Origin of the sequence: Cellulophaga baltica (assembly GCF_018861125.1) — a bacterium.
In the GTDB taxonomy this organism is placed as follows: Bacteria; Bacteroidota; Bacteroidia; order Flavobacteriales; family Flavobacteriaceae; genus Cellulophaga; species Cellulophaga baltica_A.
The window spans coordinates 68,969-82,200 of the sequence record NZ_JAHKQN010000036.1; the positions used below are offsets into that span (position 1 = coordinate 68,969).

At 30.0% G+C, this 13,232-nt stretch carries 15 protein-coding genes and 1 tRNA gene; 5 read left to right on the forward strand and 11 right to left on the reverse strand.

Annotated elements, in window-relative coordinates; all coding sequences use genetic code 11:
- Positions 1-114 precede the first annotated feature (114 nt).
- From KO500_RS17090 to KO500_RS17115, 6 genes are all read right to left on the reverse strand, one after another.
- The gene (locus KO500_RS17090; RefSeq protein WP_215957817.1) at positions 115-324 is read right to left on the reverse strand and encodes a hypothetical protein; all 210 of its coding nucleotides are present in this window, start codon (positions 322-324) and stop codon (positions 115-117) included.
- A 72-nt stretch (positions 325-396) separates the two neighbouring features.
- On the reverse strand, positions 397-930 hold the full coding sequence (locus KO500_RS17095) for a hypothetical protein (protein ID WP_215957776.1): 534 nt from the start codon (positions 928-930) through the stop codon (positions 397-399).
- 37 nt (positions 931-967) lie between these two features.
- Entirely contained in the window at positions 968-1,117 is a 150-nt protein-coding gene (locus KO500_RS17100; RefSeq protein ID WP_215957777.1) for a hypothetical protein, read from the reverse strand.
- A gap of 492 nt (positions 1,118-1,609) precedes the next feature.
- Positions 1,610-2,275 carry a DNA-binding response regulator gene (locus tag KO500_RS17105; protein WP_215957778.1) on the reverse strand — a complete coding sequence of 222 codons (666 nt, stop codon included), beginning with the start codon at positions 2,273-2,275 and terminating at the stop codon, positions 1,610-1,612.
- Positions 2,276-2,298: 23 nt separating this feature from the next.
- A complete protein-coding gene (locus KO500_RS17110; protein WP_215957779.1) occupies positions 2,299-4,239 on the reverse strand; it encodes an ATP-binding protein in 1,941 nt (646 codons plus the stop codon).
- A 72-nt stretch (positions 4,240-4,311) separates the two neighbouring features.
- Complete coding sequence (locus KO500_RS17115; protein ID WP_215957780.1) at positions 4,312-4,476, reverse strand: hypothetical protein; 165 nt, start codon at positions 4,474-4,476, stop codon at positions 4,312-4,314.
- A gap of 353 nt (positions 4,477-4,829) precedes the next feature.
- Between KO500_RS17115 and KO500_RS17120 the strand changes: the two genes are divergently transcribed.
- Positions 4,830-5,735: a hypothetical protein gene (locus tag KO500_RS17120; protein WP_215957781.1), complete on the forward strand. Its 906-nt coding sequence runs from the start codon at positions 4,830-4,832 to the stop codon at positions 5,733-5,735.
- 184 nt (positions 5,736-5,919) lie between these two features.
- Here KO500_RS17120 and KO500_RS17125 read toward each other — a convergent pair whose 3' ends face one another.
- Positions 5,920-7,170 carry a site-specific integrase gene (locus KO500_RS17125; protein WP_215957782.1) on the reverse strand — a complete coding sequence of 417 codons (1,251 nt, stop codon included), beginning with the start codon at positions 7,168-7,170 and terminating at the stop codon, positions 5,920-5,922.
- 233 nt (positions 7,171-7,403) lie between these two features.
- Positions 7,404-7,476 (reverse strand) — tRNA-Lys (locus tag KO500_RS17130).
- Between the two features lie 147 nt (positions 7,477-7,623).
- On the opposite strand from KO500_RS17130, the gene KO500_RS17135 reads away from it, so the two are divergent.
- Complete coding sequence (locus tag KO500_RS17135; protein ID WP_215957783.1) at positions 7,624-8,139, forward strand: shikimate kinase; 516 nt, start codon at positions 7,624-7,626, stop codon at positions 8,137-8,139.
- On the opposite strand, the gene KO500_RS17140 is transcribed toward KO500_RS17135, so the two are convergent.
- The 3 genes from KO500_RS17140 to KO500_RS17150 all read right to left on the reverse strand — a co-directional run bounded on the left by KO500_RS17140 (position 8,131) and on the right by KO500_RS17150 (position 9,803).
- Positions 8,131-8,628 carry a phosphoribosyltransferase family protein gene (locus KO500_RS17140; RefSeq protein WP_215957784.1) on the reverse strand — a complete coding sequence of 166 codons (498 nt, stop codon included), beginning with the start codon at positions 8,626-8,628 and terminating at the stop codon, positions 8,131-8,133. The genes KO500_RS17135 and KO500_RS17140 overlap by 9 nt on opposite strands.
- A 39-nt stretch (positions 8,629-8,667) precedes the next feature.
- Positions 8,668-9,057, reverse strand: coding sequence for an RNA-binding S4 domain-containing protein (locus KO500_RS17145; protein ID WP_215957785.1), 390 nt, complete (start codon positions 9,055-9,057; stop codon positions 8,668-8,670).
- Between the two features lie 155 nt (positions 9,058-9,212).
- A complete protein-coding gene (locus KO500_RS17150; protein WP_215957786.1) occupies positions 9,213-9,803 on the reverse strand; it encodes an outer membrane beta-barrel protein in 591 nt (196 codons plus the stop codon).
- Between the two features lie 240 nt (positions 9,804-10,043).
- On the opposite strand from KO500_RS17150, the gene tgt reads away from it, so the two are divergent.
- The 3 genes from tgt to KO500_RS17165 are packed head-to-tail and all read left to right on the forward strand — an operon-like array spanning position 10,044 to position 13,176.
- Entirely contained in the window at positions 10,044-11,174 is a 1,131-nt protein-coding gene (tgt, locus tag KO500_RS17155; RefSeq protein WP_215957787.1) for a tRNA guanosine(34) transglycosylase Tgt, read from the forward strand.
- Entirely contained in the window at positions 11,174-12,259 is a 1,086-nt protein-coding gene (locus tag KO500_RS17160; RefSeq protein ID WP_215957788.1) for an LptF/LptG family permease, read from the forward strand. The genes tgt and KO500_RS17160 overlap by 1 nt, the downstream gene beginning before the upstream one ends.
- A gap of 23 nt (positions 12,260-12,282) precedes the next feature.
- A complete protein-coding gene (locus KO500_RS17165) occupies positions 12,283-13,176 on the forward strand; it encodes a DMT family transporter (protein ID WP_215957789.1) in 894 nt (297 codons plus the stop codon).
- Positions 13,177-13,232 lie beyond the last annotated feature (56 nt).

The window sequence follows — 13,232 nt, forward strand, 5'->3', positions numbered from 1 at the left end:
ATTTGTCATTCAAACCTAAACTCTTTGGAAGACAAAACCTTACAGATTTCCGTAATGCAAAAAAGAACTGTTACAAGCAGTTCTTTTTTGAGTAAAAATGTTGAAGTATATTTTTTAATCTTCCCAACCACATAAGGTTCTACCCATTTCTCTGGCTTCGGTTAAGGGTACTTGATAGGTTTTTGTAGAGCAATTAGATAGTCCTCTACATGCTTTTTTGTAATGGTACTTTTTACTACTTTTTCCTTTGCAGATATAGACGTTGGTTCCCTCGTTTAAGGGCATGCTGAATGAAGAAAAAAACAGAACCAATAATAAAGGCATAATATATTTAATATTTAAATCCGATCTAATTAAGATTCTTGTTTTTGGCATAATACAATTATGATAAAGAAGTTACATTTGAGCTTTTGATTTGTTTAATAATTCTAAAAACAGTTCGAATTCACTCTCCTTTAGCAAGACCAATGATTTTCTATTGTATTTTTCAATTTGAAGATATGTCTTCCATTCATTTTTACTCCAATAACACCCTGATTCAAATCCGCTTCTACTTTTAAAGCTAATTTCTGTGTAGTTTTTGGCATTAGTTTGTAGCACTTTAGATTTGATGATTATTAAGGATTTGATTAAACCATCAATTTCATCTGAATCTAGCTGTGCTATTTTAGTTTCTGTAGAATAAGATCCTTTTATAGCCGTTGTTATTCTTAAGGACTTAATGGAATCACCAGAAATCATATCAGTTATTTTTAAAATTTTGATTTCGGTATTATTATTTATATTTCCAATATCCAAGAATTCCTTTTCTATTAAAGTACCAGCTTGTGAAGAAAATATTTCTGCATTGCTCAATTCCTTGTTTTTGTCCTGAGATACTCCTAGGTTGAAAACAAGGAGAAAGAAGATCGTATTGATTGATAATTTCATATTATTAAATGGATTTCATTTGATTATTTGTGAAAAGTTAATTTTTACAACCATTCTTATCGCAAGTGATCCTATCGCTTGAGTTTATCCAATGATTTGAGTTTTCTGAAGTACTAAAACCACATCCTGTAGTTCCTCCTTTACTTCCTTTATGTACTTCATTTGTTGGTGTATGTTTAACTGCCATAATTTCTATTTTAAAATGAATTATAATTTATATTTTTAGTGTTCTTCGGGATAACGTAATACCAGTAGCTTCATTACTAGTCTTTCTTTGATTTGTCACTTTTTTAATTTTTAATGGGATATCAAATTCCACAGAATTCGCTCGCTTTGACAGCAACAACTTTTTCTAAAGCAACTTTTAAACCATCACAAATACCTTTCAAATCCTTAATTGCCTGACTAGAACTTTTTTTGGCATGCCAAAGAGTTGTGTTAGGTAAGTAGTAATTTTTTTTCACCTTGAAACTTAAAATTGTCCTTTTAACCTATAGACATCATATTTTTTTTAATATCAGTATGAAATTTATTTATGTCATATGAAATTAAAATTTCACCTATTGTGTTTCCCATTTCTATTTTTTTAAGTTGAATTTTTTCAAACCTAAACCTATTAAAACACAATCCCTTACAGATTTCTGTAAGGGATTGAATTTTTTTGAAAATATTTATGATTTTAAATCAGTCCATCTCGGGTGAGTATGGCAATAAGTTGTGTTGTGTTTTTTGCTCCAAAATTATCGAACAGTTTGCTAACTCTTTTATCTATGGTACTTTCACTACTTGGCGTAATGTTATATTTTTTAAATTTTATTGCGATTTCCTTTTTACTTAAACCTTCAGCAAGCTCTTTTAATACAATAATATCGAAATCATCTAATTCAACTAGATTATCCGATGCAGTCAAATTTATTTGAGGAGAAACATACGTTTTGTTTAGGTGTATATCTACTAAAGCTGCAGCTAACTCATCGAGGCTATGACGACCTTTACATACATAGCCATCAATTTTTTGTTCTTCAAAAAGCATCCTTATTTTAGAAGGGTTATCTTCCATGGAGTTCACAATTATCTTTATTGATGGTTGTATTAATTTTACAGCATTAATAAGTTCTTTTCCTGAACTAAGCTTACGACTTATATGGCTTTCTTTAAAGTGTAAGTCTGTAATTAAAAGTTCAAAAGGTTCGTTATTGAGGTGAGCAAATTTTAATCGATTATAAGCCTTATCACAATATAGTTCTTCTTGAATTTCTGAAATATTAAGTTTGTTTGATAATGTGTTTGCAATACCTGTATTTGTATCTTGAAAATCTTCTGCTATTAGAATTTTTTTAAACATAATAACTATAATAATAAAAGTTTTTAATTCGGAGTTTTAATTTCAGCTCTAAAACCTTTTTCTTTTTCAGTTTCAAATATAATTGTTCCACCAATTGCATTAATACGCTTTTCTGTATTCCGAAGACCATTTTTTGTATTCACAGCTTTTCCAGTAGCTCCAATACCATTATCTGAATAATTTATTTGAAGAATATTGTTCATTTTTTTAAAAGAAAGAGTAACAATAGTGGCCTGACTATGTTTTGCCATATTAATCATTAATTCTCTCAGAACTTTGTGTAATGTTGTTTTTGTAAGCGCATTTATTGTGTTCCATTCAATTTCTTTGCTACCAATAAGTATTAATTTGTTTTTCTTTGTGGTATAGTTATTAAGCATTTGTAAGAGTTCATTCTTGTAATTTACTCCTGTTTCTACTTCGTTAATTACTCTTGAAAAATTTCGACTTTGATTATACAGAGTTTCTAATGAATCGAGTAATTCGCCTTTATCAGTGTTGTTCTGAACTAAAAGCATAGCATGGTTTAGTTTTCCTCCAAAATCATCATGAAGTTTTCTTGATAATTCAGCTTCCGTTTCATAAGTTGCTTCTAATTTAGCAGTTTTATTTTTTTGCTTTAGACGCTTAGATCTTTGTATGAAAAAGTAAACTATGAATGATGTAATTAAAAATAATACAACTAGACCTGAGATCGCTAATATTTTTTGATTTTGCTGTTCGGTAGCTTTTAATTTCTCTTCTGCTTTTTCTTTTTGTAATCTTAATATCGATTCTTGTTTCAATTTATCGTCATATTTATATTTTGCAAACTGCGTTTTTACCTGTAGTTCTCTTTTGTATAAACTGTCTTGCAAAAAAAGGTAACGATCTTTTAGTTGTATGTTTTTTGGTGCTAATAGTATCAATTGTTTTATGGCATCTTTCTCTGCTTTGGGATTTTTTAAGGTTTTAGAAATTTTAATTACAGAATCTAAATATAAACTTGCTTCTGAGGTGTTAGTTCTAGAGTAGAATTCACCAAGGTGACTATAACTTGCCATTAGTCCTCGTTTATCATTGTTATTAATCCTAATTGTTAAAGCCTTTTTTAAATCCTGCTCAACAGTAGTTCTGCCATTTAGCCATTGTGTGTATGCTAAATTATCTAAAACACGGCTATATATTTTTTTGTTTGAGATGGTTAATGAGTCTGCAATAACATTTTTTAAAAGTGCAATTGCTTTGTTATATTCTTTACCATCAATAAAAGTAGTAGCTAAATTATTTTGAATAGCTAACTTATCTACTTTTGATTTTGTGATATTCTCTGCTTTTATGTAATATTTAATTGCGTCTTTATAGTTAAAAAGTTTTCTATGGTTAATGGCTAATGTATTGTAAGATGAAGCAATATAATTTATATCATTTTTTCGATTTAAGTACTGTAGTGCTTCTGTGACAGTTTCTTTACTACCAAAATAATCAGCTTGTTCTTTTTGAATTGTTCCCATTTGAACAAGGGTTATTCCAACCCAACTACTGTCTTTAATTTGTTGGAAATAGGTTCTTGATATATTGTAGTTGTAAAAAGCACTATCGATTTTTTTTTCAACTACATTAAAATAATAAGCAACTAAATAATATTGTTTTCCTAAATAGTATTTATTTTTGGCAGGTATTTTTTTTATTTTTTCATGAAAAAATAAAAGACTATCATAGTCTTTATTTTGAAAATGAAGTATATTTTTTTGATATAATATTTTAGCTAAAAGAGTATCTTCAGGATTATTTAATAAGGTTTTATATGCGACATTTATAGCCACCTTTCTTTGCTTTAGCGAGATGCTTTTATCTTTTGATAATCTATAATAATATAAAACACTGTCAATAGGGATAGATTTTTTTTTAAAAACAATTGATTTTTCATTTTGGTTACATGAAAAAAGAATAAAGCTACTGATTAGTATTATAATTTTGTTCAACTGGTTTTTGTTTTAAATATATTTAAAAAAAGAGCCATATAAAATTGTATGGCTCTAATTTTTAAAATAATCTTAATCCTTACCTTCTTCAGGTGGTGGTGGCGGTATGTTCTGATCGTCCCCCTCAGTGGCTTGTGTTTCATACAACTGATCTCTTTGGGTAATTGGCTCAGTTGTACATGAAAATAAAACGGTATTCAGAACTAACGCTATTAAGGCTATAATTGATTTTTTCATAATTTAAAAATGTTGAGATTAAACAAAGCGGTTGCTGTCCGTGCTTTCGCTCGAAAGTTTTTTGGTTACAACAACCCATATAAAATTTTAGGATTACTCCTTTGTCCTTTGAGAAGTAGAAATTGTAATGCAGTAGTTTTTAACTACTTCTCAACCGGTTAATTACAAACCGCATTACAGATTTCCGTATTAGCTAGTTTTGTACATTTATTATGTTAGCATTTCATAACAAGAACTAGCTGATAGGACAAAATTAGTATAGCTTAAAAGCATTAACTTTATATGGTTCCAGAAATTCCAATAGTTCCAAAAAATTCCAATGAAATTCCAAAAATTCAAACCAAATTGCAGAAATGAAAACATCTGAAACTTATAAAAATGAAATATTAGACAAGTATAAATTAGAAAAGGGGGGCAAGGTTAGTATCTATTTGGTGAAGCCAACTTCCGCAAATATAAGGGCGGCTTGTATTTTGCTTTTGAATAAAAGAAACTCAATTAAGGACAATCATATTCTAAATCATTTTTTCCAATTTAAGAACGAGAGTAACAAATTAAAAGAGATTCAGGATTTTGATGTGGATAAATTTAAGCCGATTGTTAATTTTCTTAAGGGGAGAGCAAAAAACACTAGTACTCAGAATATTGAATTAATTAGTTGGCTGATTGATTTTCAACCTAGGCCTTTGCAGGAGTATTTAAAAAAGGATAAGCCATTGTATAAATTGGAAATTGAAACTATTAAAGGAGTAAATAATGTTGGAGATATAGATTTGGACTTGACGTCTGAGAGTTCTGATTTAATTAATGCGAGAGATGATAAAAAAGGAAAATGGAGTACAATACAACTAGTACTTACTACGAGTTTACTTTTTGGGGTTATTGTACTATTATTTATTATAATAAAGCCTGTTGATGATAATGAAACTTGGTGTATGACATGGTCAAAAAACCATTTTGAAAGAATATCCTGTGAAACGAAACCTTATTCTAAATATGGAACGGAAGTTGTACCTTATGAAGAAGTGAAAATGAATAACTTTAAGAAGATAGAGGTTGATATGGCGACAGATTTTTTTGCACCAGTTACTAATAAACCTTTAATATGGTATGCTAAAAATAAAGATGGAGGAATTGAATATTTTACAAATCCTGGTCTTCATCCAATAACGGGTAAAACTTTGGATGAGATTACCCCTTATATTATTAAGAAATATGTGCCTTTGCATTCGAATAAAATAGAATCATTTGTACAATAGAACAAGGAAAGATAGTAAAGCACGATTTTTAGAAGAACTTATATTTCGCTTTAATCAAAAAGTTTATGACGATGATGAATTTAAATATTAGACGTAAATCGATTCAAATAAGAAAAACCTAAGTATAATCTATATATAAATATTAAAGTAGCCCATCACACGAATGAAATGGGCTATTCTTGTTTTAATGTACAATCGAAAGATGTGGTTTTTTGACCTCAAGTTTAGTTTTAAGGACGTCCATATCTTCACAGATTTTTTGTTCTATAACTTTTGCATAGATCTGAGTAGTGGCAAGTTTGGTATGACCTAAAAGCTTAGAGACAGTTTCAATGGGTACTCCATTAGTTAAAGTCACTGTGGTCGCAAAAGTGTGTCTCGCCATATGAAAGGTTAGATTTTTTTGAATACTACTTAAATCCGCTATTTCCTTGAGGTAGCTGTTTAACTTTTGGTTTGAAAGAGTAGGTAATAACTTGTTGTTCTGGTTGGTAGTTGGATTAGAGCTGTATTTTTTAATGATTTTATCAACTTGATTTAATATAGGGATTTTAAAAGGTGTTCCGGTTTTATTTCTGGTATCCATGATCCAGAGCTTTGAGTCTACACCAGGTACAATACTTTTAGGAGTTAATTTCATAATGTCCACATAAGATATTCCTGTATAACAACTAAAAATAAATAAGTCTTTGACCGCGTCTAAACGAGGTATATCCAGGCTTAAGTTTTCAATACTAGCAAGTTCTTCTTTGGTGAGAAATTCTCTTTCTCTTTTTTCCAATTTGGCTTTAAATTTAATAAATGGGTCTCGATCAATCCATTCCATATCTAGAGCAAGGCGAATCATTCTTCGCAAACGTTGAATATGTTTCATTACCGCATTATTTCCAATTTGGTTTCTATTATGTTTGGGACGGTACTTTCTAAGAAAATTTTCAAAACCGATTACAAATCTAAAATCCAGTTCGTTTAGAAAACGATTGTCTGTTTTGTATTCTTGAGCTACATAGTACAATAAGTATTTTTGACTAGTTTTATAATGGCATAGCGTTTTAGGCTTTAATTTACTGTTCATTTTATCGTTAAAAAAATCAATTAAATAACGTAATGAATAATGCACATTGTTTTCCCCTAAAAAACGTGCCTTAATATTTTGAGCGGAAATGGGTTTCTTTTCTAAATTTAAATCCGAAAAACTATTAAAAATTTGAGACTGAACTTGGTCTAAATATTGGTTGATGGATTTTGCTTCTATAGAATACCCTTTGACCCGTTGTCGTGATGAATCCCATTTAGTGGAATCAATCTTTCGTTTGAGACTAATATTGACCCTTTCGGTATTTACGGTAATACGAACGTAAATACCAGCTTGATTGTTTTTGGCGCGCTTGCCATACACCCAAAATAAGGTGGAAAATGTTGAAGTTGTACGCATAGTTGTCGTCTTAAAAGTTAAACGTTCCAGAGACGAAAGTCAAATCAACTATAATAGAGTTATTTTAAATACAATTTCAAAGTGTCAACATGTTGACGATTAAAAAAAAGTGTTGACGATTTGTGAACCAATGAAAGATAAATACTATCATTTTATATGATGGTCCTAAAATCATAAAACCTTGTAAATCATAGGATTTACAAGGTTTTGATACATTTTGAATTTTCATTCAGTGACCGGGCTGGGGCTCGAACCCAGGACCCTCTCCTTAAAAGGGAGATGCTCTACCAACTGAGCTACCAGGTCATTATTTCAGTTTTGCTGTTGGATAATGTTATCCGTTTGCGGGTGCAAATATACAACCATTTATTGATTGTGCAAGTCTATTTTGAAAAAAAATTATTTTTTTTTGTTTTCACTTTATTTTAGGTCAATTTTACATAAAAATAAAACATGAAAATAGTATTAATCGGTTACATGGGAAGCGGAAAAAGTACAATAGGAAAATTGCTTTCTAAGAAATTGAATATCAATTTTATAGACCTTGATGAGTATATAGAATCTAAATTAAATATGTCTGTTTTGGAGATTTTTAGCTCAAAAGGAGAGATCTTTTTTAGAAAAAAAGAGCATGAATACGTGCAAGAATTAATGTTAGAAAAAAAATCATTTATTTTATCTACTGGGGGAGGAACACCTTGTTATTCGAATAATTTAGGTGTAATTAGTGAAAAAACTTCTAATGTTTTTTATTTAAAAGTTTCAATTCCGGGTTTAGTAGATCGTCTATCTAAAGAAAAAGAGCACAGGCCAGTGATTAAAAATATACCTGATGAAGATTTACCAGAGTTTATAGGTAAGCATTTATTTGAGCGTAATAACTTTTACTTACAATCAACCAACATTATTAGTTGCGACGGTAAAACTGCGGAAGAGATAACTGAAGAAATTGCTTCAGGTTTAGCTTAAATAAACTTTGTCGTTTTTAGGCTTAAACTCAACTTGAACTTGTTCTTGTAGAGAGGTGGAAAGTGATATGCCCTTGTAATCAGCTTTTACGGGGTACTTTTTATGATTTCTGTTTACAAGAACAGCAGTTTTTAATTGTTTTAATGGCACTTTTAAAAAATGGACGACTCCATATATCAAAGTAGTACCAGAGTTTAAAACATCATCAACTAATACAACAGACTTATTTGTGTACATTTCTTCAGGTATTGAAGTTTGTACGCCCGTTAATAGTGGATTTTTTTTATCCATGCTTACTTTACATATTGTAACAGTGGCATTTGTAATTTCTTTAAGTACTTTTTCTATTTTTTTGGCAAAATTTAAACCTCCACCTTCAATACCTGCTAAGATAATTTCTTGCTCATCAACATTTGCTTCAAATATTTGATACGAAATACGTCTTACTTTATGTTGTATTTGTTCGTGTGTTAGTATGGTATTCTGCATAATAGCTTTAATTAAAAATCAAATATAAGAAAGTGTCGGTTATTCTTCGCTGGTTTCATCATAAGAGTCGTCTACGTAACCGTCAATATCTCTTCTATCTTTTTTAGTAGGCCTACCAGTACCTTTTTTTCTATAATAGTCTTTAGAATATTTAAGCAATTCGTTACTTTCAAATTCCGATGCTGGCGTAGTATCTTTTCTATATAAATCTACAAGTTTTGCGCCAACTCTATTTGGCGGTATGTCAAGAACCGATATTTGATAATTAATCTGGTTTTTACGAACAATTATTTTGTCCATAGGCAAAACCTCTTTAGAGGGCTTAGCTACAGCTCCGTTTAATTTAACATGACCCTTTTTGCAAGCTTCAGTGCCAATATTTCTGGTTTTAAAATAACGAATGCACCAAAGGTATTTATCTATACGCATATTCAATACTAATTAATAGTGCTTACAAAAGTAGTAGAAAATTGTGTTTTGTAATAATGATTAAATAATAGAAGAGATTTGAAAAATATTGAAAGCAAAAAATCCCAACAGTATTCTGCTGGGATTTTTATGGTTAAGCAATTAATAATATTGCTTTATATTTTAAGAGATAAACTTAATATTAATTGATCTGGTCTAGTATCAATACGATCACCGATTGTACTTATACCACTATTAGCATCAATAACAGTTACCTCATTTTCGGTAAAACCTCTTTCGTAGCGTAAATCAATACCAATTTTTCCTAAATTAACGCCAGCACCTATATTTAAACCTACTGTAAAATCGTTTTCAACATCACCTAAGGTAACTCCGCTATAATCAGTGTCTAATATATATTGAAAAGCAGGACCAGCAAAAACATTTAATGGGCCAATAACTTTTACTCCAATAAGAACAGGTAAATCTAATTTCGACATGTCTAAACTGTTATTTTCATAATCAGTTTTTGTTTTAGTGTACACTAATTCAGGGCGCAAATAAATTTCTTCTCCAATTTTACCAAAAATACCAACGTGATAACCAACATTACCTTTTGGGTCATCATAGGCATCTCTAGCTGCATCAAAGTAATCACCAGTTGCTCCATAATTTAAACCAGCCTTAATACCAAATCCTTGCTCAGATTGAGCAAATGCAATACAACTTACTAAAGCAAATATTGCAGTTAAAAATGTTTTTCTCATATCATTTAAATTTTGAGTAAAACCTAAATCAATAATAATACCAATTTAAAATTTTACTTCTCGTTATCAAACTTAACGACAATCAATAGTATATATTGTTACACTTTGGTTATTGAATGTTAAAGTTATCTTAGAGAAATATATTGCTTGATTCTATAATGTTGATTACCAACTTTATTTTTTTCTTAGGTATTTTCCTTAATATAGTTAACTATATTTGTGCTCATTTATTTATAAGATTTGAAATTTACATTAAAACAAAACGATCCTAATAGTAAAGCTAGAGCAGGAGTAATTGAAACTGATCACGGAAAAATAGAAACACCTATTTTTATGCCTGTTGGTACTGTAGCATCTGTAAAAGGAGTGCATCAGCGTGAATTAAAAGAAGATATTAACCCTGATATTATTTTAGGAAATACATACCACTTATACCTTAGACCTAAAACAGATATTATTGAAAAAGCTGGTGGTTTGCATAAGTTTATGGGTTGGGATAGAAATATTTTAACCGATAGTGGTGGTTACCAAGTGTATTCACTTTCTGGTAGAAGAAAGATAAAAGAAGAAGGAGTAAAATTTAAATCACATATTGATGGTTCGTACCATCATTTCACACCAGAAAATGTAATGGAAATTCAGCGTACAATTGGTGCTGATATTATTATGGCATTTGATGAATGTACACCTTACCCTTGTGATTACAAATACGCACAACGTTCTATGCACATGACGCATAGATGGTTGGAGCGTTGTATTACACATTTAGAAAAAGTACCTTATAAATATGACTATAGTCAAGCATTTTTTCCAATTGTTCAAGGGTCTACTTATAAAGATTTAAGAAGACAATCAGCAGAATATATAGCAGGTGTTGGAGCAGAAGGGAATGCCATTGGTGGACTTTCAGTTGGTGAGCCAGCAGAAGAAATGTATGCTATGACTGAGGTTGTTTGTGAAATTCTACCGGAGGACAAGCCTCGTTATTTAATGGGTGTAGGTACACCAATAAATATTTTAGAGAATATTGCATTGGGTATTGATATGTTTGATTGTGTAATGCCAACGCGGAACGCAAGAAACGGAATGTTATTTACTGCACATGGTACCATAAACATTAAAAATAAGAAGTGGGAAGATGATTTTTCTCCGATTGATGAAATGGCAATTACTTTTGTTGATACTGAATATTCAAAAGCATATTTACGTCACTTATTTGCAGCCAATGAATATTTAGGAAAACAGATTGCTACTATTCATAATTTAGGTTTTTATTTGTGGTTGACTCGTGAGGCAAGAAAGCATATCTTGGCAGGAGATTTTTATGAGTGGAAAAATAAGATGGTAAAACAAATGGATAAAAGGCTTTAATGTTAGGCATTATAGATAGATACATATTAAAACGTTATCTCATAACATTCTCTGTAATGTTATTAATGTTTATTCCTATTGGTATTATGGCCCACTTGGCCGAGAAACTAGGAAAAATGCAAGAAAACGAAGCTCCTTTAAATGAAATTCTTATCTATTTGAGCAATTTCTCTATTTATATAGGGAGTATACTTGTACCTATTTTTTTATTTTTATCGGTAATTTTCTTTACTTCAAAATTAGCTAGTAATACTGAAATTGTAGCTATATTGAGTTCAGGTATATCCTTTAATCGGTTTTTAAGACCTTATTTAATAGGTTCAACTATAGTTGCCATATTTATGTTTATTATGGGAATGTTTATTGTGCCTTATGCAAGTATTGGCTTTAATGAATTCTCATTTACATATTTAAAAAAAGGTAGGCAAGATAGGGTTACAGAAAATATCTTTAATCAATTAAATGAGAATGATTTTATTTATGTAAGTAGGTTTGATCCAACGAGAGAGATTGGTTATAACTTTACTATGGAGCATTTTAATGAAGAAAGTAATGAGTTAGAATATAAGTTATCTGCAGCTAATATTCGTTGGGTTCCAAAAGATTCAGTTTATAGACTTACGTCATTTGTAAAAAGGACTTTAGTTGGTGAAACAGAAATTTTAGAAACTAAACCTCGATTAGATACAATATTTCCATTCAAAATAAATGATTTAACTCCGGTATCATATATCGCAGAAACTAAAAACTTATTTGAGTTAAATGATTTTATTGATAGTCAAAAACGTAAAGGAGCATCAAATATTAATACGTATGTATTAGTAAAGTATAAAAGATGGGCCTTGCCTGTTACAGCGTTTATTTTAACATTTATAGCAGTAGCAGTATCTTCTCAAAAACGAAGAGGGGGTATGGGAGTTAATTTAGCTTTCGGAATTTTTGTTGCTTTTATCTACATATTTTTCGATCGTGTATTTAGTACCTTAGCAGAACAAACTGGTTTATCACCCTTACTAGCAGTTTTAATTCCCAACTTAATATTTGGAATATTAGGGTTTTATCTTATTCAAAGAGCAAAACGTTAACGTTTTTGTACTACTTTTAATGTATGACTACGAAACTAAAAAACTATCTACATCTCCATTTTATAGTTTTTATATGGGGATTTACTGCGGTTTTAGGAAAACTGATTAGTATTGATGCGCTACCATTGGTTTTTTATCGAATGGGTATTGCAGTTGCTTGTATAGGCTTGTTTATTGCTTTTAAGAAAATTTCTTTAAAAATTTCACCAAAAAAAATAGCGACTATGGCTATAATAGGAGTCGTTATTGCTTTGCATTGGATTGCTTTTTTTAAAGCCATAAAAGTTTCAAATGTATCTATAGCTCTGGCAACTTTAGCCACAGGTGCTTTTTTCACAGCTTTAATTGAGCCGTTTATTTATAAAAGAAAAATGATTTGGTATGAAGTTGCCTTTGGAATTGTGGTAATAATAGGACTTTATATTATTTTTAATGTAGAAACTCAATACGTCGAAGGTATAATTTTAGCGCTAGTTGCAGCATTTTTAGCATCAGTATTCACTTTAGTTAATGGTAAATTAATAACGGTAGAAAAACCGAGTATAATTTCATTTTATGAATTATTATTTGGTTTTTTATTTGTTGCAATATATATAGGCGTACAAGGTGGTTTTACAAATAATTTTTTTAAAGTTTCACTAAATGATTGGATGTTTATAGTCATACTAGCTTCTGTATGTACAGCTTACGCATTTATAGCATCAGTTAAAGTAATGAAGTTTTTATCACCATATACAGTAATGTTAACAGTGAATTTAGAACCCATTTATGGTATTATATTAGCTTTTATATTTGTTGGTGAAAGTGAAAAAATGAATCCTTTGTTCTATATAGGAGCATTAATTATATTAAGCACGGTACTAAGTAATGGCGTATTAAAAAATAAAGGAAGAATAAAAAAGTTAAGTAGGACTTAGACATCCCTATTTAATGTTTTATATTTGTCTTTAGATTAAAAATAAACAGGAGAATT